General features: G+C 64.9%; 24 protein-coding genes. 8 read left to right on the top strand and 16 right to left on the bottom strand.

Annotation, left to right across the window (positions count from 1 at the left end; all coding sequences use genetic code 11):
- Nucleotides 1-15: 15 nt before the first annotated feature.
- Both ACVW1B_RS07545 and ACVW1B_RS07540 read right to left on the bottom strand, forming a co-directional pair.
- Nucleotides 16-879: an SDR family NAD(P)-dependent oxidoreductase gene (locus ACVW1B_RS07545; RefSeq protein WP_253609443.1), complete on the bottom strand. Its 864-nt coding sequence runs from the start codon at nt 877-879 to the stop codon at nt 16-18.
- 4 nt (nt 880-883) lie between these two features.
- The gene (locus ACVW1B_RS07540; protein WP_456781046.1) at nt 884-1,441 is read right to left on the bottom strand and encodes a carboxymuconolactone decarboxylase family protein; all 558 of its coding nucleotides are present in this window, start codon (nt 1,439-1,441) and stop codon (nt 884-886) included.
- A gap of 218 nt (nt 1,442-1,659) precedes the next feature.
- On the opposite strand from ACVW1B_RS07540, the gene ilvD reads away from it, so the two are divergent.
- A complete protein-coding gene (gene ilvD / locus ACVW1B_RS07535) occupies nt 1,660-3,504 on the top strand; it encodes a dihydroxy-acid dehydratase (protein ID WP_456821448.1) in 1,845 nt (614 codons plus the stop codon).
- A gap of 212 nt (nt 3,505-3,716) precedes the next feature.
- Here ilvD and ACVW1B_RS07530 read toward each other — a convergent pair whose 3' ends face one another.
- The 4 genes from ACVW1B_RS07530 to ACVW1B_RS07515 form a co-directional block, all read right to left on the bottom strand.
- Entirely contained in the window at nt 3,717-3,932 is a 216-nt protein-coding gene (locus ACVW1B_RS07530; protein ID WP_028331505.1) for a hypothetical protein, read from the bottom strand.
- Between the two features lie 656 nt (nt 3,933-4,588).
- On the bottom strand, nt 4,589-5,638 hold the full coding sequence (locus ACVW1B_RS07525; protein ID WP_456821447.1) for a hydroxyacid dehydrogenase: 1,050 nt from the start codon (nt 5,636-5,638) through the stop codon (nt 4,589-4,591).
- A 15-nt stretch (nt 5,639-5,653) separates the two neighbouring features.
- Nucleotides 5,654-6,550, bottom strand: a complete 897-nt coding sequence (locus tag ACVW1B_RS07520) for an amidohydrolase family protein (protein ID WP_456821446.1) — start codon at nt 6,548-6,550, stop codon at nt 5,654-5,656.
- A gap of 3 nt (nt 6,551-6,553) precedes the next feature.
- Complete coding sequence (locus ACVW1B_RS07515) at nt 6,554-7,519, bottom strand: Bug family tripartite tricarboxylate transporter substrate binding protein (RefSeq protein WP_456821445.1); 966 nt, start codon at nt 7,517-7,519, stop codon at nt 6,554-6,556.
- A 171-nt stretch (nt 7,520-7,690) separates the two neighbouring features.
- Between ACVW1B_RS07515 and ACVW1B_RS07510 the strand changes: the two genes are divergently transcribed.
- The 3 genes from ACVW1B_RS07510 (at nt 7,691) to ACVW1B_RS07500 (ending at nt 10,189) form a co-directional block, all read left to right on the top strand.
- Entirely contained in the window at nt 7,691-8,242 is a 552-nt protein-coding gene (locus ACVW1B_RS07510; protein ID WP_253609448.1) for a thiamine pyrophosphate-binding protein, read from the top strand.
- Nucleotides 8,243-8,250: 8 nt separating this feature from the next.
- Nucleotides 8,251-8,853 carry a thiamine pyrophosphate-dependent enzyme gene (locus ACVW1B_RS07505; protein ID WP_283062492.1) on the top strand — a complete coding sequence of 201 codons (603 nt, stop codon included), beginning with the start codon at nt 8,251-8,253 and terminating at the stop codon, nt 8,851-8,853.
- Between the two features lie 232 nt (nt 8,854-9,085).
- Nucleotides 9,086-10,189, top strand: a complete 1,104-nt coding sequence (locus ACVW1B_RS07500; protein WP_456781052.1) for a tetratricopeptide repeat protein — start codon at nt 9,086-9,088, stop codon at nt 10,187-10,189.
- 61 nt (nt 10,190-10,250) lie between these two features.
- Here ACVW1B_RS07500 and ACVW1B_RS07495 read toward each other — a convergent pair whose 3' ends face one another.
- From ACVW1B_RS07495 to ACVW1B_RS07480, 4 genes are all read right to left on the bottom strand, one after another.
- Complete coding sequence (locus ACVW1B_RS07495) at nt 10,251-11,312, bottom strand: ketopantoate reductase family protein (protein WP_456781053.1); 1,062 nt, start codon at nt 11,310-11,312, stop codon at nt 10,251-10,253.
- Nucleotides 11,313-11,650: 338 nt separating this feature from the next.
- Nucleotides 11,651-12,040: a DUF1236 domain-containing protein gene (locus ACVW1B_RS07490; RefSeq protein ID WP_016842369.1), complete on the bottom strand. Its 390-nt coding sequence runs from the start codon at nt 12,038-12,040 to the stop codon at nt 11,651-11,653.
- Between the two features lie 214 nt (nt 12,041-12,254).
- Nucleotides 12,255-13,034 (bottom strand): NYN domain-containing protein, encoded by a 780-nt coding sequence (locus tag ACVW1B_RS07485; RefSeq protein ID WP_253609452.1) that lies wholly within the window; start codon nt 13,032-13,034, stop codon nt 12,255-12,257.
- A gap of 148 nt (nt 13,035-13,182) precedes the next feature.
- Nucleotides 13,183-13,590 (bottom strand): hypothetical protein, encoded by a 408-nt coding sequence (locus tag ACVW1B_RS07480; RefSeq protein ID WP_456821444.1) that lies wholly within the window; start codon nt 13,588-13,590, stop codon nt 13,183-13,185.
- 366 nt (nt 13,591-13,956) lie between these two features.
- Between ACVW1B_RS07480 and ACVW1B_RS07475 the strand changes: the two genes are divergently transcribed.
- A complete protein-coding gene (locus ACVW1B_RS07475) occupies nt 13,957-15,369 on the top strand; it encodes an MFS transporter (RefSeq protein ID WP_057020275.1) in 1,413 nt (470 codons plus the stop codon).
- Between the two features lie 105 nt (nt 15,370-15,474).
- Nucleotides 15,475-16,233: a GntR family transcriptional regulator gene (locus tag ACVW1B_RS07470; RefSeq protein ID WP_253609454.1), complete on the top strand. Its 759-nt coding sequence runs from the start codon at nt 15,475-15,477 to the stop codon at nt 16,231-16,233.
- 6 nt (nt 16,234-16,239) lie between these two features.
- Here the strand turns inward: ACVW1B_RS07470 and ACVW1B_RS07465 are convergent, their stop codons facing one another.
- The 6 genes from ACVW1B_RS07465 to ACVW1B_RS07440 form a co-directional block, all read right to left on the bottom strand.
- Nucleotides 16,240-17,349 carry a Zn-dependent alcohol dehydrogenase gene (locus tag ACVW1B_RS07465; RefSeq protein WP_456781055.1) on the bottom strand — a complete coding sequence of 370 codons (1,110 nt, stop codon included), beginning with the start codon at nt 17,347-17,349 and terminating at the stop codon, nt 16,240-16,242.
- Nucleotides 17,350-17,388: 39 nt separating this feature from the next.
- The gene (locus ACVW1B_RS07460) at nt 17,389-17,697 is read right to left on the bottom strand and encodes a DUF6166 domain-containing protein (protein WP_028345228.1); all 309 of its coding nucleotides are present in this window, start codon (nt 17,695-17,697) and stop codon (nt 17,389-17,391) included.
- A 40-nt stretch (nt 17,698-17,737) separates the two neighbouring features.
- A complete protein-coding gene (locus ACVW1B_RS07455; RefSeq protein ID WP_024579640.1) occupies nt 17,738-17,935 on the bottom strand; it encodes a hypothetical protein in 198 nt (65 codons plus the stop codon).
- A gap of 12 nt (nt 17,936-17,947) precedes the next feature.
- Nucleotides 17,948-18,325 (bottom strand): hypothetical protein, encoded by a 378-nt coding sequence (locus tag ACVW1B_RS07450; RefSeq protein WP_456821443.1) that lies wholly within the window; start codon nt 18,323-18,325, stop codon nt 17,948-17,950.
- Nucleotides 18,312-19,109, bottom strand: a complete 798-nt coding sequence (locus tag ACVW1B_RS07445) for a sterol desaturase family protein (RefSeq protein ID WP_076833360.1) — start codon at nt 19,107-19,109, stop codon at nt 18,312-18,314. The genes ACVW1B_RS07450 and ACVW1B_RS07445 overlap by 14 nt, the downstream gene beginning before the upstream one ends.
- 270 nt (nt 19,110-19,379) lie before the next feature.
- Complete coding sequence (locus tag ACVW1B_RS07440; protein WP_456821442.1) at nt 19,380-21,509, bottom strand: acetate--CoA ligase family protein; 2,130 nt, start codon at nt 21,507-21,509, stop codon at nt 19,380-19,382.
- Between the two features lie 217 nt (nt 21,510-21,726).
- Between ACVW1B_RS07440 and ACVW1B_RS07435 the strand changes: the two genes are divergently transcribed.
- Both ACVW1B_RS07435 and oxc read left to right on the top strand, forming a co-directional pair.
- Nucleotides 21,727-22,422 carry a GntR family transcriptional regulator gene (locus ACVW1B_RS07435; protein ID WP_050387017.1) on the top strand — a complete coding sequence of 232 codons (696 nt, stop codon included), beginning with the start codon at nt 21,727-21,729 and terminating at the stop codon, nt 22,420-22,422.
- A gap of 89 nt (nt 22,423-22,511) precedes the next feature.
- Nucleotides 22,512-24,245, top strand: a complete 1,734-nt coding sequence (oxc, locus tag ACVW1B_RS07430; RefSeq protein WP_253609458.1) for an oxalyl-CoA decarboxylase — start codon at nt 22,512-22,514, stop codon at nt 24,243-24,245.
- Nucleotides 24,246-24,271: the final 26 nt, after the last annotated feature.

The raw sequence follows: 24,271 nt of genomic DNA, 5'->3' as shown, positions 1-24,271 counted from the left end.
CGCCCTCCCCGCCGCTCACAAACCGCTGAGCCCGCTGTCGACCGCGAGCGTCTGCGCGGTGACATAGACGCTTTCATCCGACATGAAGAACAGCACGGCATAGGCGATCTCCCACGCCGTCGCCTGACGGCCGAACGGGATATGCCCCTTGCCGCGCGACGGCCGGCCCGCGCCGGCCTCGCGGCCGTTCGGGGTGTCGACCAGCCCGGGATAGACCAGATTGGCGCGGATGCCGCGCCGCGCGCCCGTGTGTGCGATGTTGCGCATCAGGCCGCCGAGCGCGGCCTTAGAGGAATCATAGACCGCCATCTGCGATCCCGCCTTCAGCGCCGCGATCGAGGAGATGAACACGATCGAGCCGCCGTCTTCGAATTTCGGCAAGGCCGCGCGGCAGCACAGCATCGGGCCGCGGACATTGACGTCGTAGATCCTGTTCCATTCCTCCGCGCTGACATTGTCGAGCCCGGTCTTGCCGAAGGTACCGATGTTCAGCACCATGCCGTCGAGCCCGCCCATCGTGCGATGCGCCTCGTCGATCATCCTGATGACGTCGGCTTCCATGGTGACATCGGCGGCGATCGCGAAAGCGTGGCCGCCGTCAGCAGCGATGCGCGCAACCGTGTCCTCGGCCGAGGCGCGGTTGAGGTCGGCGACCGCGACATGCGCGCCCTCGCGTGCGAACAGCAGGCTCATGGCGCGGCCGTTGCCGATCGGATCGGTGGCGGCATCGAACACCCGCTGGCCGCCGCCGACCACGAGGATGCGGCGGCCGTTGAGCCGCCCCCTGCCCGGCGCGGTGCCGGCCGATTCCGCGCAGAGCGGACGGACATAGCGCTCCGGCTTCGTGTCTTTATTGGCCTCTTGCGAAATCTCCGACATCTCGTCAATCCCGCTTCTTGCCGCCTTCGAACACGGCCATGCCGGCGGCCGGATCGAGATCGGTCTCGGTCGCCTCGGTCAGCCGCGCCATCATCATGTAGAAGCCGAGCGCGACGATCGTCTCGACGATCTCCTGATCGCTGAAATGCTCGCGCACCGTGGCAAAGGCCGCATCGCCGACGCGGACCTTCTCGACCACCTCGCGGCCGAAGCGAAGCAGCGCACGCTCGGCTGCGTTGAGTGCAGCATCGTCGTATTCGCCGCGCTCGACGGCATCGATCTGCGTCTGGGTGACGCCGACACCGAGCGCGATCGGCACATGTTGCCGCCATTCATAGGCGCCGCCCTCGAGCTGCGCGGCCTGCAGGATCAAGAGCTCGCGGTTGACCGCCGACAGCTTCTGCTTGTGCAGGATCGAATTGGCGAGCCGCATCGCCGGGATCATATTGGCCTCGGCATGGGCCATCATGCGGAAGATGTTGAGCTTGACCGGCATGCGGTCGAATGAGGCGCGGATCTCTCCGCTCGTCGTCTCCGGATCAATCAGGGGCAGCCTTGCCACGCGTGTCTCTCCCTTTTTTGCTTGTTCGTTGTTCTTGCCGTCGGTGCGACCAGCTAATGCACCGGGCCGACCGAGATCAAGCCGCCCGCGCGACATTGCCCGAATTGCGGGGTTCAGCCATGCGGTTCCGCGCTTGAATCCGCATCCACGGGCAGGCATAAGGAGCGCCAACTCCCCTAAAAAATGCCCTTAGCCCAAGGATTTGAGAAGGATTTACGATGCCCGCCTATCGCTCCCGCACCACCACCCACGGCCGCAACATGGCGGGTGCACGCGGCCTCTGGCGCGCCACCGGCATGAAGAACGAGGACTTCGGCAAGCCGATCATCGCGGTGGTCAATTCCTTCACCCAGTTCGTGCCCGGCCACGTCCATTTGCAGAATCTCGGCCAACTGGTCGCGCGCGAGATCGAGAAGGCCGGCGGCGTCGCCAAGGAGTTCAACACCATCGCCGTCGATGACGGCATCGCGATGGGCCATGACGGCATGCTGTACAGCCTGCCCTCGCGCGAGCTGATCGCCGACAGCGTCGAATACATGGTCAACGCGCATTGCGCCGACGCGATGGTCTGCATCTCCAACTGCGACAAGATCACGCCCGGCATGCTGATGGCGACGCTGCGGCTCAACATCCCGACCGTGTTCGTCTCGGGCGGACCGATGGAGTCGGGCAAGATCGTGCTCAAGGGCAAGAAGCGCGCGGTCGACCTGATCGACGCGATGGTCGCGGCCGCCGACTCCAACGTGTCGGACGAGGACGTCGCGGTGATCGAGCGCTCGGCCTGCCCGACCTGCGGCTCCTGCTCCGGCATGTTCACCGCGAACTCGATGAACTGCCTGACCGAGGCGCTCGGCCTCGCGCTGCCCGGCAACGGCTCGGTGCTGGCGACCCACGCCGACCGCAAGAGCCTGTTCGTCGAGGCCGGCCATCTGATCGTCGACCTCGCTCGCCGCTACTACGAGCAGGACGACGCCAAGGTGCTGCCGCGCAACATCGCGAACTTCAAGTCGTTCGAGAACGCGATGACGCTCGATATCGCGATGGGCGGCTCGACCAACACCGTGCTGCATCTGCTCGCCGCCGCGCGCGAGGGCGAAGTGCCGTTCACGATGACCGACATCGACCGCCTGTCACGCAAGGTGCCGGTGCTCTGCAAGGTCGCGCCCTCGGTGCAGGACGTCCACATGGAGGACGTGCATCACGCCGGCGGCATCATGGCGATCCTCGGCGAGCTCGACCGCGCCAAGCTGCTCACGACCGACGGGCCGACCGTGCACGCCGCAACGCTGGACGATGCGCTGAACCGCTGGGACGTGGTGCGGACCACGAGCGACAAGGTACGCAACTTCTATTGTGCCGCGCCGGGCGGCGTGCCGACCCAGGAGGCGTTCAGCCAGGACCGCCGCTTCGACGAGGTCGATCTCGACCGCGCCAAGGGCTGCATCCGCGACGCCGCGCACGCCTATTCCAAGGACGGCGGCCTCGCCGTGCTGTTCGGCAACCTCGCCGAGGACGGCTGCATCGTGAAGACCGCCGGCGTCGACGAGAGCATTCTGAAGTTCTCAGGTCCCGCCCGCATCTTCGAGAGCCAGGACGCATCGGTCGAAGCCATCCTTGGCAATAAGGTGAAGGCCGGCGACGTCGTGCTGATCCGCTATGAGGGACCGCGCGGCGGCCCGGGCATGCAGGAGATGCTGTACCCGACCAGCTATCTGAAGTCGAAAGGCCTCGGAAAGGCCTGTGCGCTGATCACCGACGGCCGCTTCTCGGGCGGATCGTCGGGCCTGTCGATCGGCCACGTCTCGCCGGAAGCCGCCGAAGGCGGCCTGATCGGCCTCGTCGAGGAAGGCGATATCATCGAGTTCGATATCCCGAACCGCAAGGTCAACCTCAAGGTCGACGATGCCGAGCTGAAGCGCCGTCGCGCAGCGATGGAAGCCAGGGGCAACGCGGCCTGGAAGCCGGCAGCGCTACGCAAGCGCGCCGTCTCGACCGCGCTGAAGGCCTATGCGGCGTTCGCCAGCAGCGCGGCCAAGGGTGCGGTTCGCATCCTGCCGGAGTGATCGGCGACAAGTGCTAGTCTAGGTCACGGCGCGCTTCACCTCTCCCCACCGGGGAGAGGTCGATTTGCGCAGCAAATCGGGTGAGGGGCCGCGGCACCAACGAGGACCGTGTGCCCTCACCCGGCGCCACGCGCCGACCTCTCCCACGGGAGAGGTGAACTTCCGATGCCGATTCGGCTCGGCTTACCCGCGGTGGCAACGAGGCGCCGACGTCAGCTCACGTGCAAGTCGGCCGCCTCGATCCGGATGCGGTCGGCATGCAGTGACCAGTCGCACAGCGATTGCTCCTGGCAAAACTTGACCTTGGCCATCTCGGTGGCCTGGCCCTCGCTCGAGGCGTCGATCTCAAGCGCACCCTGGCAAACCTCGCGCTCGCGGCCATTGCCGCCGAGCACGTCTTTCATGAAATGAACGACGAAGCGTGACATGGAACCCTCCCTGCTGCACCGGCAGAGCCCGGGGGTACCACGCTAGCACTAACACGAAAGGGTAGTGAGTTAATTCGGCTGATACGCGTGCGACTGTTCGCAGCGGGAAAAGCTACGCGCCGGCCTGGGGCAGGCTGGCGGCGGCGATCGCGACGATCTGCGCAAGACGGCGGCCGATCCTGGCGGGCGCGTTGCGGAGCAATGACTGGACCTGTCGCATGAAAATCTTCCTTCCGTGCCCGGAATGGTCGGGCACAGACGGAAAATGGCGATTTCGGGCTAAGCCGTCGATATCTCAGGGAAAATAAAAACGGACGTGTTGCGAGGCGGTCGTTCGGCAGTGGGTTTATTGCCTCGATCGAGGCTGCAACGAAGGAGATTTTCTCCGGTGTTTTTGCCCGCGCAACAACGCTCGCACGGCTGGCCGCTTGTGCGAGGGAAGCACCGGCGGAAGAGTTCCCTTCCGCCCTTGCGGGTATTCTCCCCCGCAAAGCCCAGCGCTTGCACGATTTCTGAATATTGGAAATGTACCCCTGAGTTGCCCGACGCGTCAAGCTGCCTGCTCGAACGCCGACAGCCGCCAGCTCCTTTGCATGAGGTTGTTTTCGATATTTTTGACCGCGCGCAGCCGCGGCCCCGCAGGGGCACTGCCGACCCTATCCCGGCATGAACCCGAACGCCTTCTCGAACCGTCTTGCGTAGACCGGCCACACCTCGGGATTGATGATGCGCGGCGGGCGCTTGCCGTCGAGGGCATCGAGGATCTGCTCGGCCGCGATCCGGCCCATGTTGATGCGCGCCTCGCGGGTGACGCCGGCGGTGTGCGGGCTCGCCAGCACATTGTCAAACTGCAGCAGCGGATGATCCGGCGGCGGCGGCTCCTTGTCCCAGACGTCGAGGCCCGCACCCGCGATGCGCTTTTCACGTAGTGCCTCTTCCAATGCCTTCTCGTCGTGGATGAAGCCGCGCGCAGTGGTGACGAAGTAGGCGTGCGGCTGCATCAGCGCGAACTGGCGCGCGCCGATCATGCCGCGGCTGTTCTTGTCCAGCGGACACGAGATCGAAACAAAGTCCGCGCGACGCAGGAGATCGTCGAGCTCGACCTTCTCCCCGCCCCGCTTTGCCATCTCATCCGCCGTGAGATAGGGATCGTAGGCGATCACCTTCATGTGCAGGAGGCCCTTGCACAGCTCGGCGATGCGGCGGCCGACATTGCCGAGCCCGACGATGCCGACGGTCTTCTCCTTCAGCTCGTTGCCGATCAGGTCGTTGCGGTTGACATTGGCCTCGCGCCGCAGCCTGCGGTCGGACTGGATGATCCGCTTCGACAGCGTCAGCATCATGCCGAGCGCGTGTTCGGCGACCGAATTGGCATTGCCGCCGGACTGGTTGACGACAAGCACGCCCGCCGCGGTGCAGGCATCGACATCGACGGGATCGAAGCCGGCACCATTCGACGACACGATCAGAAGATTCGGCGCACGCTTCAACAGCTCAGCATGGGCATGGAAATGCGGCGCCAGCTCATCGCGCGCCGCGCCGATCTGATAGGCGTGCGCGTCGGCAAGGACGGGCGCGAACGCCGCCTCCGGCGTCTCGTTCTCGAGACGATCGAGCCGGACGTCCGGCCGCTTCTTCAGGATATCGACGTAGATCTCGTGGGCGAGGTATTTGACGTAGAACACGCGCTTGTTGTTGACGGTCATGTCTTCGAGCAGCTTTCAGTTTGGGAAGCCATAGAGTCGTGCGGGATTGTCGACCAGGATACGGTGCCGGGTCGCCGCATCCGGCGTCCAGTCCTGGAACAGCGTCAGCAGATGGCCGGCGTCGGGCATTTCGCCTTCGACCCGCGGATGCGGCCAGTCGCCGCCCCACACCAGCCGTTCAGGATTGGCTGCGACCAGCGCCTCGTGGAACGGCCGCGCATCCGGATAATCGGGCGCCCGCTGGCTCAGGCGATGCGCGCCCGAGAGCTTGGCCCAGCACCAGCCTTCGTCCACCGCACGCAGCAGGCTCTGAAAGCCCGCGGTGTTGATGCCGGCGGCAGCATCGGTGCGGCCCATGTGATCGACCACGACCGGCAACCCGAGCGCCTTCAGCGTCGGGATCGTGTCGGGCAGATCCTTCACGTCGATCCAGAGCTGCAGATGCCAGCCGAGCTCGGCCATCACGCCCGCATGCGTCTCGGCAACTTTCAAGGGAATGCCGCCGCGATAGTGCAGCTGCCCGCCGCGGAAGAAATGGTTGAAGCGCAGGCCGCGGACGCCGAGCACATGCCATTGCCGCAGCGTGCCTGCCGCCACATCGGCATCGGCCACCGCGACGCCACGCAGACGCGCGGGTTCACGCTGCAACGCATCCAGCATCGCCGAATTGTCGTGGCCGTGCGCGCTGCCCTGCACCAGCACGCCGCGGGCGAAACCGAGCGCGTCGAGCATGCCGAGATAGGTCTTAAGCGGCGCGTCCGGCGGCGTGTAGCTGCGATCGCCGGCATAGGGGAAGCGGTCAGCCGGGCCGAACACATGCGCATGCGTATCGCAGGCCTTTGGCGGCAGCTTGTCCCTTGGCGGCGTCACCGGACGCGGCGGCAGGCAGGCGGGAATCTCCGACGCAGCCATGTTCTATTCCGCCTTCATGCCGGCGGCCTTGATGATCGGCCCCCATTTGTCGTAGTCGGCCTTGATCTTGGCGGCGAACTTGTCCGGCGTGGAGCCGATCGGAATCGCACCGAGCTTGCCGAGCCGCTCCTTCACGGCATCGGTGTTCACCGCCGCGACGAAATCATGCGAGATCTTGGCGACGAGGTCGGCCGGCATGTTGCCGGGTCCGAGCAGCCCCCACCACACTTCTGTGTCGTAGCCCGGCACGGTTTCCGACATGCTGGGCACGTCAGGCAGGAACGGCGCACGCGAGCCGGTCGTCACCGCCAGCGCGCGAACCGTGCCGGCCTGCAGCTGCCCGACCGATTCCGGACCGTTGTTGAACGACAGCGGAATCTGCCCGCCGAGCAGATCGTTGATCGCGGGCGCACCGCCCTTGTAGGGGATCGCGTCGAGATCGATCCTGGCGAGGCTCTTGAGCAGCTCGCCGGCCAGATGGGTCGAGGTGCCGTTACCGGCATGGGCGAAGGACAGGCTGCCGGGCTTCGCCTTCGCCGCAGCGATGACGTCGGCGACCGATTTGAACGGCGAATCCGCGCGCACCAGCAGCACGTTCGGCGCCGACGCCAAGAGCGAGATCGGCGAGAAATCCTTGAAGGTGTCGTAGGGCAGCTTTGGATAAAGGAACGGATTGGTGGCGTGGCCGCTCGCCACCATGATCAGATTGTAACCGTCAGGTGCGGAGGTCGCGATCGCCTGCGAGGCGATCACCCCGCCGGCGCCGGGCCGGTTCTCGACCACGATCGATTGCGTCCAGGTCTTCGACACCGCTTCGGCGAGCGTCCGCGTCAGCACATCGACGCCGCCGCCGGGCGGATATGGAACGAGAATGTGAACGGCCTTGGCCGGGAACGGCTGCGCGGACGCAAGCCCGGCCACAAAAATGGCCGCTGCCGCAATGGCGGTCCGCCAGACCCATCCGGCCATCGACGCCTCCCGTCCCTTTTTTCGTTACGCCTGTATCGCACGTTGGTTCGGCGCTGCGATGGCCGAATTCCGCAGATCGCGTTGCGGCCGCGACATGTTGACAATCGCAGGCACCGCGTCAAGTTTCGTGCGGCAAGCGGCCACCAGCGTCGCGCGAGCAGGGAGAACAGGATGGCGGCCGCGGAACAAGCCTCGTCCCAGAAGTCAGCGACCAGCTGGCACGGCATCGTGCTGCAGACGCTGAAGCGGAACGAGATCAAGCTGGTGCCCTATGTGCCCGACCGGGTGCTGACCACGCTGATCAAGGACCTGCACGCCGATCCCTATTTCACGACGTTTCCGACCGCGCGCGAGGAAGAAGCGGTCGGCATCGTCTCCGGCGCCTGGATGGCGGGCACCCGCGGCGCGGTGCTGATGCAGACCTCGGGCTTTGCCACGCTCGCCAACGTGCTGGCCTCGCTCGCGGTGCCCTACCAGATCCCGCTGATCATGTTCGTCTCCGAGCGCGGCACGCTCGGCGAGTTCAACTACGGCCAGGCGCTGGTCTGCCGCACCATGCGCCCGGTGCTGGATTCGCTGGCGATGGAGCATCACACCATCACCCGGCTCGACGAGCTCGAATTCATCGCCGACCGCTCGATCAAGCAGGCCGTCACGACCCAGGCGCCGGTGGCGCTGATCCTCTCGCCGCTGCTGACCGGCGGCAAGACCTTCGACAAGTGAGATCAGCCATGACCAGCACCCCCGCGCGCAACACCAAGGTGATGAACCGCTTCGAGCTCACCCAGCGCCTCGTCGCCGGGCTGAAGGACGAGGCCGTGATCGGCGGCATCGGCAACACCAATTTCGACCTCTGGGCCGCCGGCCACCGCCCGCAGAATTTCTACATGCTGGGCAGCATGGGCCTCGCCTTCCCGATCGCGCTCGGCGTCGCGCTGGCACAGCCGAACCGGCGCGTGTTCGCGCTCGAAGGCGACGGCTCGCTGCTGATGCAGCTCGGCTGCCTCTCGACCATCGCGACACTGGCGCCGAAGAATCTCACCATGGTGGTGATGGACAACGGTATCTACCAGATCACGGGCGCGCAGCCGACGCCGGCCGCCGGCCATACCGATATCGTTCAGGTCGCAATCGCCAGCGGCATCGCGAGCAGCTCATGGGCCGCCGACGAGGACGATTTCGAGCGACTGATCGAGCAGTCGAAACAGGCCTCCGGCCCAACCTTGATCGGCGTCCGCATCGACGATAAGCCCGGCACCGGCACCACCCGCCGCGACCCCGTGCAGATCCGCGAGCGGTTCATGAACGGGATGGGGGTACGGCAGCTGCTGTAGGGGCCTGCCGCACGAAGCATCCTGGTCGTGGTGGTAGACACCGCGCAGCAATGCTAGGTATGTGAACAATACGCGCCACGTCGATGCCCGGTAGAGACATTCGAATGTCGTCATCTCCATGTCCCAAGGCGAACCTAGCCTTGATTGAAACGACACTATGGCGTGTAGGTCTGTAGGTCTCCAATCCCTTGGGAATACGATAGTGCGGCCAACTATGGCTTCCGCGTTATCGGTGCTCCTGATCATCGCTGGTGGAACTGACGGTGCTCGAGCGCAGAACGCGCAGCAGCAGCAAAGGATCGTGTCGGCCTGCCGTAACGATGCACCGCCAGCAGCCGAAGGCAGAATTCCCGATGCCCCTGCGCTCGCCAAAAGCAGAAAGGCTGGTGCGATGGTTGCGAGCACCGCACTATCGTCCACGGGCGCTTACGAGAGAGCCATAGAAGGCCTTGGCCGCGTGATTGAGCTCGATCCGGACAACGCGCGGCTATTTGCCCGACGAGCCAGACTTTATCTGGGAATCCGCCAGCCCGACAAAGCACTGGAGGACTACAATCGTTCGATTGCTCTCGATCCCAGTTCTTCGGTCGCCTTGCTCGGACGTGCCGGGACCTATTTCCGAATGGCGGACCATGAGCACGCAATTGAGGACGCCGGCGAAGCCATCAGACTGTATCCTAGCAACGCCCGCGCTTATGTGATCCGCGGCCAGATTTACATCAGTAAGCGCGAATATGGACGGGCCATCGAAGACTTGGACCAGTCGATCAAGCTGGACCCGATGTGCCCGGCCGGCTATAGCACGAGAGCCGAAGCGTTTGAGCTAGGAGGCGATCGCGAGCGCGCCAATTCGGATTACGAGCGGGCGATCGCTCTTGACGCTGATCCCGGAAATGCGACCGCTCGCTGGCGTCGGGCCCGTGCATACGCGGGAAAGCACGACTATAATCGCGCCCTGATTGACCTTGAGCAAGCCTTGAAGCTTGAGCCCCGCAACGCCGCCTTGTTTAACAGTCGATGCCTGCTCCGGGTCATGCTGGGCGCCCTCGATGCCGCACTGGCCGATTGCGATGAGGCCCTACGTATCAAGCCAGATGATGCCAGCATTCTCGATAGTCGTGGCCTTGCCTATCTCAAGAAAGGCGCACTCGATAAGTCCATCGCCGACTATGATTCCGCTCTGCGAATCGATCCCAAAATAGGGCTTTCGCTTTACGGTCGTGGAACGGCCAAGCGCCAGAAGGGAGACGTCGAGGCCGGCGACGTCGATATTGCCGCTGCGTTGGCGGTGAGGCCAAATGTTGCCGACGATTTGGCAAGGTATGGGATCAAGTGACGACCATGCCCATTACCCCATCAGAGCGGTGGCGCGCCGGTTCGCGATATTGAACTCGCCCTCAATTCATCCTCAACTCCGTGATGTGCCGCGGATCCGGCGCGAGCTCGCCGCGCTCGACGCGCTTGACGATGTCGGTCAGCGCGGCATTGGCATTGCAGGTGATGCCGAGCTTCTCGCCTTCGCGAACCACGAGCCCGTTGAGGAATTCGATCTCGGTGCGGCGGCCCTTCTGCATGTCCTGGCCCATCGAGGGGCGCTGCGCCGATGAGGTGCGCTTGGCATCCTTGAAGCGCTGCTCGTCGCAGGCGCGCGTCGCGGCCTCGTCGCCCTCGCCGGCGCGGGCGATGGTCTCGGGCGGCAGATGCAGGATCTCCTCCAGCTGATAGCCCTGCGCCTGGCCGACCCGGATCGCCTCGCTGCCGAGTCGCGTCGAGAAGCGGCGCAGCGGCTCGCTTTGCAGCACCTCGCCGCCCGTTAGACCAGTGCAGGCCGAGAGCCCGTTGCCCATCACGTTGGCGACGAGCTTGGACCAGCGCTCGCCCCAGAGATTGGAGGTCACCTTGGCGCTGTCGGAATAACCGACCAGGCGGCAGACTTCCTCCGCCCGCGCCGTGATGCGACCATGCACCTCGCCGGCGCGAAACACGGTGTGCGCTGCGCCGCCCTTGCCGGCGCCGCGGTGGATATGGCCCGGCTCCGGCAAATTGACGGTGATGCTGCTTGCGATGCAGCCGAGCGTCTTGCCCCAGCCGACGATGCCGGCGATGGTTTCCTCGTTCATACAGTTCTGCAGCGAGACGACGTAGCCATCCGCCGCCAGATATTGCCGGATCAGCATGGTGGCCCAGGCGGTGTCGTAGGACTTCATGCAGACGAAGGCGATGTCGACCGGCTTCTCTTTCGCCAGCTGCTGCGCGTCGGTGACATCAAGTGCGCGCACCGGCACCGAGAATTCCGCGACGTCCATCGCGTGCGTGACGCGCAGGCCGTGCTTGCGCATGTGCTCGACATGCGCGGGCCAGGGATCGATGAAGGTGACGTCCTCCCCTGCCTGCGCCATATGCGCACCGGCATAGCCGCCGACAGCGCCCGCGCCGACGATCGCGATCTTCCGAGCCATGTCTCCATCCCCTGCTCTTGATTGAGACGAACGCTGGCTGCGTCCATCCGTTGCGGATCAGTTTAGGGGATCGCGGCGTCAGGCCAACCGGTCGCTTCATGAAAAAAGCGGGCACGTGCCATGCCGGTATTCATGGGACCCACGAAAAATCGGACCAAGAAAATCCCCGCGGGCGATGGGCCCGCGAGGATGATATTTCTCCACTTCCGTCATTGCGAGCGAAGCGAAGCAATCCACGCTTCAGCATATGCGGCGCGATGGATTGCTTCGTCGCTTCAGCGCAAAATTGCTTCGCAATTTTGTCGCGAGCTCCTCGCAATGACGGGAAATCGATGCGATCAGTCGATGATCTTGACGATCCGGCGGGTGCGCGGCTCCACGATCACGCGGCGGTCGTTGACGACCGCGTAGCGATACTCGGTGTAGCGCGGCACCGGGCGCAGCACGACGGTGTCGGGCAGCGGCTCGCCGACCACGACGCGTTCACGCACCACCACCGACGGCTCGTTGCGCGGGATCGAGGTGATCACCGCATTCGGAATCTCGAGGCCGGCGCCGACTGCGGCACCCACCGTGCCGCCGACGATCTCGCCGACAGGGCCCGCGATTTCGCCACCGGCCCGCGCGCCGTTCGCGGCACCCGCCGCGGTCGTGGACTGCGCGAAGGCCGAGCCGGACGCGAGCAGCGACGCAGCAGCGACAAGGGACACAGCAAAACGCTTGTTCATGATTCTCCTCCTCCGAATTGATCGATGCCCCCTCAACATCGCAAGCAACGAGAACGTTCCAGTTCCAATGCTGCAACCCGCGCAACTCCAGTTCCGTGCGCAATTCGCTTGATTCCAGCACAAACGAAAATGCCGCTCCGAACAATGTCCGAAGCAGCATTCATCCTGGGTTCAGATTCAGAGATCGTTCAGAACAGAGCGCGCGGCGCGCCGTTCATTCCGACGGCTTTTGATCGGCTCGCCGTCTCGGAGCTCGCCGTCTTGGCGGCGGTGCAGCCGCTGGCTTGATGCGGATTCGCATCGTCCCGCCCTTCGACTCGATCTCGAAAGCGTTGGTCCTGCGCACCAGCTCGCCGAGGGTGCGGAAGCCGTAGGTCCTCTGATCGAAATCCGACGCGAAATTGGCCAGCTGCCGTCCGACCTCGCCAAGCGTGACCCAGCCGTCTTCGCTCGCCATCTGGCTGATGACCTTCTTGATGATCGGCGTGGCGGCCTCGGGCGGCTGCAACGGCTGCGCCCGCACGGCGGCATCCTGATTGCTCGGCGCGCCGCCGCGCAGATTCTCGGTATAGACGAACCGGCGGCAGGCCTGCCGAAAACTCTCCGGCGTCTTCTGCTCGCCGAACCCGAACACGTCGATGCCGTGCTCGCGGATGCGGGCGGCAAGCCGGGTGAAATCGCTGTCCGACGACACCAGGCAGAAGCCGTCGAAACGGCCGCTGTGCAGCAGGTCCATGGCGTCGATCACCAAAGTGATGTCGGATGCATTCTTCCCGGTCGTATAGGCGAATTGCTGTTGTGGAATAATGGCGTGCTTCGACAGGATGTCGGCCCAGCCCTTGGACCTGGGATTGGAGAAGTCGCCGTAGATCCGGCGCACGCTGGCCTCGCCGATCTTGGCGATCTCCTCGAACAGCCCATCGGCGATCTTTGCAGATGCGTTGTCGGCGTCGATCAGGACGGCCAGACGCGGCGAACGGAGTTCGGAAGGCATGGCATTTCTCGGCTGGGACAGGATGAATGGACAATTCCGCAGACAGCTGCGGAACCGGCGCAGCTGCCGTATCGGAGCACATCGCGCGTCCCAAGCATAGGCGGCATCGCCAAGACGTCGCGGCGATGCCAGCCTTGAGGCGGCGAGGTCAGATCACCTCGCCCAAGTCGATCGCCCGCCTGGCGAACTCGATGGCCTTCTCGGCGGTGATCGCGTCCGCTGTGGTCGTCGCCTCGTCGCGCACCGACGGCGGCGAAGCGATCCGGATCTTCTTGCCGTTCGAACGGCGGATGGTCGCGCGCCAGCGATCGACATCGCGCCGGTAGGCATCGATGACAAAATCCCGATAGCTGACGCCGCTCATCAGCGGCTGAATCGATGCCGCTTCGACAGTGAGCGGCCGGCTTGCGATGTCGCGCACCATCTCGACAATGGTCTCGATGGCATGCTCACGCGCGACGCCGGTCGCGTCCCTGAGCAGATAGTTCACCGCCGCGCCGATCTGCGCCCTCGCGCGATCGTCGCTCGCAAAATCCAGATCGGCCTGAACTGACATATGGGGAAAACGCCTCCGCCCGACGCAACATCGGATACCTCCAGGCATCCGGCACCTTGCAACCACGTGACGTTTAGTCGACTCCCCATTAAAGCCGGATTATCCGTTAGCGCCCGATTTCTCGGATGCCGTTAACCGGCTCTTGATGCCGCTTCGCAGGATGCCCGACGCGGCAGGGATGGTCGACCGGATCACGGAAGGACCGGGCTACGCGCCGATGTGTCCGCGGCCTCACCCGCTGCCGCAGCCCGGCCCGCGCCGCCAATTCGCGTGTGATCAGCAATTGACATATCACTGCTATCCGTGTGACATTTTATTAAAAGGGGCCGACAAGAAGCCCATCAATCTCTACTTGGGGAGGCAGCAATGACCATTTCCGACGTCACCGCGGCAGCGGGAAGCCGGGCTCCGGCCGCCGTTGCGCGAACCGCGCAGGCGCAGCAGGTCGCCGATATCGCGGCGCGGCTCGAACGCCTGCCGCTCACCTCCTATCAGCGCTGGATCTTCGGAATCATCGCGACCGCGTGGTTCTTCGACAGCATGGATCTGGCCGCGCTCACCTTCGTGCTCGGTTCGATCCGCCAGACCTTCGGCCTGTCGACGGCGGAAACCGGGCTGCTGTCCAGCATGAGCTTCCTCGGCATGTTCGCGGGCGCCGCGTCCGCCGGCCTGCTCGCCGACCGTTTCGGCCGCGCCCGCGTCTTCCAGGTCAGCATGATCTTCTGGGGACTGGGCAGCCTGTGCTGCGGTCTGTCCACCACGGCGACCGCGCTCGGTGCGTCCCGCCTGCTGCTCGGCTTCGGCATGGGCATGGAGTTTCCGGTCGCGCAGTCGATGGTCTCGGAGATCATGCCGGCGCGCAACCGCGGCCGCTACATCGCGTTCCTCGAAGGATTCTGGCCGCTCGGCTTCATCGCGTCGGGCTTGTTGACCTACTTCGTGCTGCAGGTCGCCGACTGGCGCTGGGTCTTCATCCTGCAGGCAATCCCGGCCGTGTTCGTGCTGGTGGTGCGCCGCTTCGTTCCGGAATCGCCGCGCTGGCTTGCGTCCCACGGTTATTCGGAGCGGGCCGAAGCGACCGTGCGCGACATCGAATCCAGGGTCCGCGACCGTCTCGGCGGCAAGGAGCTGCCGCCGGTGGTGCGCCAGGTGGCCGCCCCCGCGTCCGAAGTGACCGGCCTGAGAACGCTGTTTTCGGGCATCTATGCCAAGCGGACCACGATGTTGTGGACCCTGTGGTTCTTCGCGCTGCTCGGCTTCTACGGCCTGACCACGTGGCTCGGCGCGCTGCTGCAGGCCAAGGGCTTCCCGATCACCAAATCGGTGTTCTACACCATCCTGATCTCGCTCGCGGGGATCCCCGGCTTCCTGGTCTCGGCGTGGCTCGTCGAATCCTGGGGCCGCAAGGCGACGCTGGTGATGAACCTGCTCTGCGGCGCGATCGCCTGCCATTTCTACGGCTCGGCGGCGGACCAGACCCAGCTCATCATTGCCGGCCTCTGCATGCAGTTCTTCCTGTTCGGCATGTGGTCGGCGCTCTACGCCTATACGCCCGAACTGTACCCGACCCATGTCCGCGCCACCGGAACGGGCTTTGCCTCCGCGGTCGGCCGAATCGGTTCGCTGATCGGCCCCTATGTGATCGGCGTGATCCTGCCGGCGGCTGGACAAGGCGGCGTGTTTGCGCTCGGCGCCGGCGCGTTCGTGGTGGCGGCGCTTGCGGTGCTGTTGCTCGGCGAGGAAACCCGCGGCCGGACGCTGGAAAGCATTTCGCACTGATGGGCGCGCGGCGCGCCGTCCGATTCGGCTTAGGCCGATCGACCGGCCTTGTCATTGCCATCGGGCGTGTGAGATATCTGCTGTACAGCAGCACTCACGATCCTGATGGTAAATTCGAGCAAACGATCCAGCACGGTGCGCGTGCGCACAGCAGGAAGCCGCCGGCCGGCACGGCAATCGTCCGCCGCCGGCGACAAGCCGCGCGGTTCCGCGCCGGCCCCGCTCCCGCAAAGCGACGTCACGCTCACCGATCGCGCCTATGCCGAGCTGGAAGAGCTGATCGTGACGCTGCAACTGCCGCCGGGCACCGCGCTCTCCGAGCTCGTGCTCGCCAAGCGGCTCAACATCGGCCGAACCCCGATCCGCGAGGCCTTGCAGCGCCTGTCGCGCGACGGCCTCGTCAACATCCTGGCCCGCCGCGGCGTGCTGGTGTCCGAGATCGACCTCAGGGCCCAGCTGCGCCTGCTCGAAGTCCGGCGCGAGCTGGAACGGCTGATGGCGCGCGGCGCCGCCGAGCGCGCCACCAGCGAGCAGCGCACCCAGTTCTCCGAGATCGCCGCCGGCATGCGGCGCGCGGCGGAGAAATCCGACGACCTGCTGTTCATGCGGCTGGATCACCAGTTCAACACCCTGATCTCCGCGGCGTCGCGCAACGAGTTCGCCTCCCGCGCCATGGGCCTGATGCATGGCCTGTCGCGCCGGTTCTGGTACCAGCATTACAAGGAAGCGGCCGATCTGCCGCTCGCGGCGCGGCTGCATGCCGACGTCGCCGAAGCCGTCGCCGAGCGCCGCGTCGACGCCGCGGGCGCGGCCTCCGATAGCCTGATCGACTACATCGAGAGTTTTGCACGTTCGACGCTGTAACGGCTCTCAGAGCTCGACGACCGTGCGGATCGAACGTCCGCGCCGCAGCGCCTCGAAGCCGTCATTGATGCTGTCGAGGCTGCAGCGGCCTGTGATCAGTTCGTCGAGCTTAAGCCGGCCGTCCAGATAGGCCTGCGCCAGCAAGGGAAAGTCGCGCCGTGGCCGCGCGCCGCCATAGCTCGAGCGGCGAAATCGCTTCTCGCCCATCAACGCGCCCCAGCGAAAACTCACGTCCCGCGTGACGTCGATCTTGCCGAGCCAGATCACCTCGCCGCCCGGCCGTACCGCCTCCGCGGTCTGCCGAAACGCGTTGGGATGGCCCGCCGCTTCAAGGATGACGTCGGCGCCGCGGCCGCCCGTCGCCTGCTTTGCGAACTGGACCGGGTCCTCGCGGGCCGCGTTGACGACGTGCGTGGCGCCGAGCTGCCGCGCCAGCGCCAGCTTTGCATCATCGAGGTCGACCGCGATGACAGCACCTGCGCCGGCAAGCCGGGCGCCCTGCACCGCTGCCAGCCCGACCGCGCCGCAGCCGGTGACCATCACGGTATCGCCGTGACCGATGGCGGCGACGTTCAGCGCGGCGCCGACGCCGGTCATGACGCCGCAGCCGATCAGGCACGCGCGGTCGAACGGGATGTCGTTCGGCACGACGATCGCCTGCTGGGCCGGCAGCACGACATATTCCGAGAACGCGCCGAGGAACATCAGGTGCGTCAGCTTGCGTCCGTCCGCGAGCTGCGCCTTCGATGCGCCGTCGAAATGCACGCCTTCCGCGCCCCGCGCGAGATAGGTCTCGCACAGGATCGGCTGCGCGCGGTCGCAGTGAAAGCAGTGCCCGCAATGCGGATTCCAGGACAGGATGACGCGATCGCCGACGCTGATGTCGCGCACCGCGCTGCCGATTTCCTCGACCACGCCGGCCGCCTCGTGCCCGAGGATTATCGGCAAGGGATAGCGCAACGATCCGTCGATGACTTCCAGATCGGTGTGGCAGAGCCCCGCGGCGCGCACCTTCACCACGACGTCGGTCGGCATGGGTGGCGCAAGCGATACGCGCTCGACGGAGAGCGGCGTTCCGCTTTGATGCAGCACCGCCGCGCGACAGGTCAGGGTCATCTCAGGAATTCTTTGCCGGGGGCATCAGATCAGCACGGCTCAGGCCGTCTGTCCGGAGCGCAGCGCCGCGACCGCCTCGTCGAGATCGGCCGAGGAGAGCTCCCATTCATTGTCGAAATTGGCGACGACGCGCCGCATGAAGCTCTCGTGCAACGCTTTCGCGGCAGCGGCATCGTGCAGATGGTCATAGAGCAGCGCGAAGGCCAGTTGTGCCGGCTCGGGCCCCTCGTAGCTCCATTCAAAGCCGTGTTCGGTGAGACGAAGCTGGTCGTAGTGCGGTGACAGCGGCTTGCCGTCGACCAGCACCGAAATGCCGTCGATGGTGCGGTCCCCGGTATAGCTCGCCATCGGATCCTCCCTGTGCTGCAGCATCATATCAGGAGCTCGGTCAGGATCCCGGCGGACGCATCTTGAGGTCCTTCTTGACGACCTCGGGGAATATCCACATCGCGACGGTTGCGAACACGCCGAGGAAGGCTACCGCATAGCTCGGTCCCTGCTGTCCCAGATAGACCATGAAAAAATATCCGCAGGCCGCCGTGGCGAGGCAGGCCAGCGACAGCATGAGCTTGATGTGGCTTGGCATCGAGACCTCCCTTCAGGTTATCCACGTGGAAAAGGACGGCGCCGCGACGCGGACCAGCAGCGCGAGCGCGGCGATCATGGCGCAACAGGACAGCCGCAATCCCGCGCGTCCGTCGCGCCACCATTCCGGCAGCGCCTGAAACAGCCCGGGTAGAAACAAGAACAGCACGCCGCCGACGACAACGATTGTGGTCCAGCGCAATTCGGCCAGCGCGAATGCCAGCGTGCCGGCGAGCAGCACCACCCATAGTGCAGTCGTCATCGTCACCGGCAGGACGGCGCGCCCGCGCAGCGGGTACATCCCGGCCAGTTGCAGGAAGCCGATGCAGCACACGCTCCACAGCAGGCCGAACCAGGCGAGACCGGCGAGATTGGGCTCAAGCTGCGGCATGCGGCACCGATTGCTCCTTCGCCATGACCCGCGGCGTCCGCGCCGTCCGGCGCATGTCGGTCTTCACATGGCGCGTGCTGTAGCCGTTGAAGATGTGGCCAAGCAGGCCGCGATTGAGATCGGAGGTGCCGAACACATAGTCCATCACCGGGAAGGTCAGGTTCATGTTCCGCTCCATCATGATCGACTGGTTGTGATGGGCGGTATGATGCCGGCGGATGGTGTTGACGAACGGCATGTTGCGCACGAAGGCATTTTCCTCGACGTGGCAGCAGAAATGCATGAACTCGTAGATCAGGTACATCGAGGTCGTCGTGGTGATCAGCAGCCAGCCGGTGTTGGCCGAGATCACAAGGCCCGCGACGATCGCCGGCGGGATCGACATCAGAGTAAACACCACGAGCGCATAGGGCGGGAAGAAGGTGACGCGCCAGTCGTGATGATCGGCGAAGCGCATCTCCTCCTCGGTGAAGAACTGATGGTGCATCAGCGTGTGGCGGCTGTAGATCGCGCGCAGCAAGGGCACATTCGAGGGCCGGTGCATGACGAAGCGATGCACCGCCCATTCGAAGAAGTTTGCGATCAGGAAGACCACGGGAATGGTGAGGTATTCCCACCATTTCACGTCGTGCACATTGGCCAGATAGACATACAGCGCCGTGAAGCCGATCGTGTAGATCAGCACGACATGCAGCCAGCCATTGTACCAGCCCACCACGCGCTCGCGGTAGGTCGCGCGATATTTGCGCTGGCGGTCGGTCATCCCTGTTGCAGCCAACTCCATCGCGGGTCCCTCCGTCATTCCTGATCTGATATATCAGTAGCACATCAGATGCGGAAGGCAAGCTTCGTCAGCCGCGCGCGGGTCCGGAAAAGAAGATGGTGCGCGGAACCCGCGCAGGAGGATCAGAAAGCCTGGCTTGGTTTCGCACGATCGGGCTGACCGCGCCCTTCCCGCTCATCTCGGCGGCCCATTGCGGATGGGGACAGCCCAGCGAAAAGGCCGCCCCGGACGGTGTCCGGGGCGGCCTGTGGCATTCGACAGATCAGAAGATCAGAGCAGGCCCGCGCCGCGCGCCCACTTGTACTTGGCGCCGAGCACCTCGACCGGCAGTTCGGTCGAATAGGCGTAGGCCGGGATGCCGTTCTGGTAGAGATACTCGGCGGCTTCCTCGACCTCGACGTCGCCGGCGAGCGAGGCGACGATCGGCTTGACGAAGCCCTTGGCCTCCATCTCCTTCTTCACCTCGACCATGTTGCGCGCGAACACCATCGGCGGCGTCACGATGGTGTGCCAGTAGCCGAGGATCAGCGCGTGGATGCGCTCATCCGACAGGCCGAGCTTGACCGTGTTGACGTAGGTGATCGGCGGCTCGCCGCCGGTGATATCCACAGGATTTCCGGCCGCGCCGAACGGCGGGATGAACTTGCGGAACGCCGCATCGAGATCCGGCGGCATCTGCATCAGCGACAGGCCGTTGTCGACCACGGAGTCGGAGAGCAGCACGCCGGAGCCGCCGGCGCCGGTGATGATCAGCACGTTCTCGCCCTTCGGCGTCGGCAGCACCGGCACGCCGCGGGCGAATTCGAGCAGCTGCCGCAGGCTGCGGGCACGGATCACGCCCGACTGCTTGAACACGTCCTCGTAGATCTTGTCGTTGCCGGCGAGCGCGCCGGTGTGCGACGAGGCCGCCTTCGCACCCGCAGAAGTGCGGCCGGCCTTGAGCACGACCACCGGCTTCCTCTTGGAGACGCGCTTGGCGGCTTCCGCGAAGGCGCGGCCATCCTTCAGGTCCTCGCAGTGCTGCGCGATCAGGTTGGTGTTGGGATCCTGCTCGAAAAAGGCGAGCAGATCGTCCTCGTCGATGTCGGACTTGTTGCCGAGGCCAACGATCGCCGACACGCCCATCTTGGCCGAGCGCGAGAAGCCGATGATCGCCATGCCGATGCCGCCCGACTGCGACGACAGCGCGGCGTGGCCCTTGACGTCATAGGCGGTGCAGAACGTGGCGCAGAGATTGGCCGGGGTATAATAGAAGCCGTAGATGTTCGGCCCCATCAGGCGGATATTGTACTTCTTGCCGACCTCGACGATCTCGGCCTGCAATTCCGGCGCGCCGGCCTCGGCAAAGCCCGAGGGAATCAGCACCGCGCCGGGGATTTTCTTCTCGCCGCATTCGGCGAGCGCGCCGGCGACGAATTTCGCCGGGATCGCGAACACCGCCGTGTCGATCTCGCCGGGCACGTCCTTGACGCTCTTGTAGGCCTTGTAGCCGAGGATCTCGTCGGCCTTGGGGTGGATCGGATAGATCTCGCCCTTGTAGCCGCCGTTGATGAGGTTCTTCATCACGGAGTTGCCGATCTTGCCGTCCTCGGCGGAGGCGCCGATCACAGCAACGCCCTTCGGCTGCATGATTCGGTTCATCGCGGCGACGATCTCTTCGGTCGGACGCGGCGCCGGGCGCGGCTTGTAGTTGAAGTCGACGACGATGCGGACGTCGGCCGCGATCGCGTTCTTGCTGGTGGCGAACACCGGGTTGAGGTCGAGCTCGACGATCTCGGGGAAATCGCTGACCAACTGCGACACCTTGACGATGACGTCGGCGAGCGCCTCGCGATTGACCGCCTCGCCGCCGCGCACGCCCTTCAGCATCTCATGCGCCTGGATGCCGTCGAGCATCGACAGCGCATCGTCCTTGGTCGCGGGCGCGAGGCGGAAGGTGATGTCCTTGAGGATTTCGACCAGCACGCCGCCGAGACCGAAGGCGACCAGCTTGCCGAACGAGCCGTCGGTGATCGAGCCGACGATCACCTCGGTGCCGCCGCCCAGCATCTGCTGGACCTGGATGCCCTCGATCTTGGCGTCGGCCTTGTACTTCCTGGCGTTGGCGAGAATCGTCTCGTAGCTCTTCTCGGCCTCGGCGGCGCTCTTGACGCCGACCACCACGCCGCCGGCCTCGGTCTTGTGGAGGATGTCTGGCGAGACGATCTTCATCACGACCGGGAAGCCCATGTCGGAGGCGATGCGGGCGGCCTCGGCCGCCGACTTGGCGACACCCTCTTTCGGCACCGGAATGCCGTAGGCATCGCACACCACCTTGCCTTCAGGCGCGGTGAGGCTCGTGCGCTTGTCGGCCCTGACCGCATCGAGAATTTTGCGGACCGCATCCTTCGAATTTGACATTGGCTTCCTCCTGGGACAGATTTCGTGGCATTTGGTATGCCAAAAACGCAATTGTCAAGGTCGGTCGAGGTCCAAAAAGATCGAAAAATATAGGCAGCTTGACATTCTGGTATTTGGCATGCCAAAAATCTAAGGTAATTTCTTCTGCTAAGAAGACGTCTCCAAGAGGAGGAGACGAGTCGTGCCAGAACCGAAACAGACCAAGGCGTCGCCCACCATGGCTGACACAGATATCGCCATCGTCCGGATCGCGCCGGAGACGAGCTTCAAGAACAAGGCCTATGAAGCCTTGAAGGAAGCGATCCTGAAGATGGACATCTACGCGACGCCGGAGCCGGTGATGCTCGACGAGCGCGCACTGTCCGAGCGCCTCGGCGTCAGCCGCACGCCGATCCGCGAAGCGATCGCGATGCTCGAGCAGGACGGATTCGTGAAGACCGTGCCGCGCCGCGGCATCGTCGTGGTCCGCCGCACCAAGGCGGAGATCGTCGACATGATCCGCGCCTGGGCGGCGCTGGAGAGCATGGCGGCGCGCCTGATCACGACCACCGCGCGCAAGAAGGACATCTCGGCGCTGCGCGACTTCTTCAAGGACTTCAGCGACGATCGCCTGCCGCAGGATCACGTCGAGGAATATTCCAAGGCCAACATCGCCTTCCACCAGGCGCTGATCTCGCTGTCGGAATCGCCTGTTCTGGTCGACCTCACCAATGACCTGCTGCTGCATGTGCGCGGCTATCGCCAGCTCACGATCGGCCGCAAGGACCGCACCGCGACCTCGCTGCCCGAGCATCTCGGGATCATCGAGGCGCTGGAAGCGCGCGACACCGAGCTTGCCGAGAAGCGCGCGCGCGACCACACGCTTGGGCTTGCCGCCTATGTCGAGGCGCACGGCCAAGAATTATTCACGTAGAGAACCGTTCACTTAAGTTTGAGAGTCCACACCCGCTTCAGACGACAATCAGATCGTCCGAACAAAGAACGATCAGGGAGACGATGCCGATGCTGAATACCGCTACGAAGTCCGAGGCACCGGGCACCGAGCAAGAACTGACCGATGGCTTCCATCTCGTCATCGATGCGCTCAAGCTCAACGGCATCGACACCATCTATGGTGTGCCGGGTATCCCGATCACGGACCTGGGCCGCATGGCCCAGGCGGCGGGCATTCGCGTGCTCTCGTTCCGCCATGAACAGAATGCCGGCTATGCGGCCTCGATCGCCGGCTTCCTGACCAAGCGGCCCGGCGTCTGCCTCACGGTGTCGGCGCCCGGCTTCCTCAACGGCCTCACCGCGCTCGCCCACGCCACCACCAACTGCTTCCCGATGATCCTGGTCTCGGGCTCGTCCGAGCGCGAGATCGTCGACCTGCAGCAGGGCGACTATGAAGAGATGGACCAGCTCGCGATCGCCAAGCCGCTGTGCAAGGCGGCGTTCCGCGTGCTGCACGCCCAGGACATCGGCATCGGCCTTGCGCGCGCGATCCGCGCCGCGGTGTCGGGCCGTCCGGGCGGCGTCTATCTCGACCTGCCCGCAAAGCTGTTCTCGCAGGTGATGAACGCCGACGCCGGTCAGAAGTCGCTGGTCAAGGTGATCGACGCCGCGCCCGAGCAGATCCCCTCCCCGTCTTCGGTCAAGCGCGCGCTGGACGTGCTGAAGAGCGCGAAGCGTCCGCTCGTCATCCTCGGCAAGGGCGCGGCCTACGCGCAGGCCGACGAAGCGATCAAGAATTTCGTCGAGAAGAGCGGCGTGCCGTTCCTGCCGATGAGCATGGCCAAGGGCCTGCTGCCCGATCTGCATCCGCAATGCGCGGGTGCGGCGCGCTCGACCGTGCTGAAGGAAGCCGACGTCGTGATGCTGATCGGCGCCCGCCTCAACTGGCTGCTCTCGCATGGCAAGGGTAAGAGCTGGGGTGAAGCTCCGAAGAAGTTCATCCAGGTCGACATCGAGCCGAAGGAAATGGATTCCAACGTCGAGATCGTCGCTCCCGTGGTCGGCGATATCGGCTCCTGCGTCTCGGCGTTCCTCGACGCCATGGGCGCGAACTGGACCGCGGCGCCGTCCGACTGGCTCTCGACCATCGCCAAGAAGCGCGACGACAACGTCGCCAAGATGGCGCCGAAGCTGATGAGCAACGCTTCGCCGATGGACTATCACGGCGCGCTCGGCGCGCTGCGCGCCATCATCGCGGAACGTCCGGACACCATCTTCGTCAACGAGGGCGCCAACACGCTCGACCTCGCCCGTGGCGTCGTCGACATGCACAAGCCGCGCAAGCGGCTCGACGTCGGCACCTGGGGCGTGATGGGCATCGGCATGGGCTATTCGATCGCCGCTGCGGTCGAGACCGGCCTGCCCGTGCTCGCGGTCGAAGGCGACAGCGCGTTCGGGTTCTCGGGCATGGAGATCGAGACCATCTGCCGCTACAGGCTGCCGATCTGCGTCGTGATCTTCAACAATGACGGCATCTATCGCGGCACCGACGTCAACAGCGCCGGCGACGATCCGGCGACCACCGTGTTCGTCAAGGGCTCGCGCTACGACAAGATGATGGAAGCCTTCGGCGGCGTCGGCGTCAACGCCACCTCGCCGGACGAGTTGAAGCGCGCGGTCAATGCGGCGCTGGATTCCGGCAAGCCGACGCTGATCAACGCGGTGATCGATCCGGCGGCGGGCTCGGAGAGCGGCCGCATCGGCAACCTCAATCCGCAGAGCGTTCTGCAGAAGAAGAAGTAACCCCTAACCCCCATCACTCCCTGCGG

It is taken from the genome of Bradyrhizobium sp. USDA 4502 (genome assembly GCF_054063355.1).
This window is presented reverse-complemented; position numbering and strand designations above follow the sequence as displayed.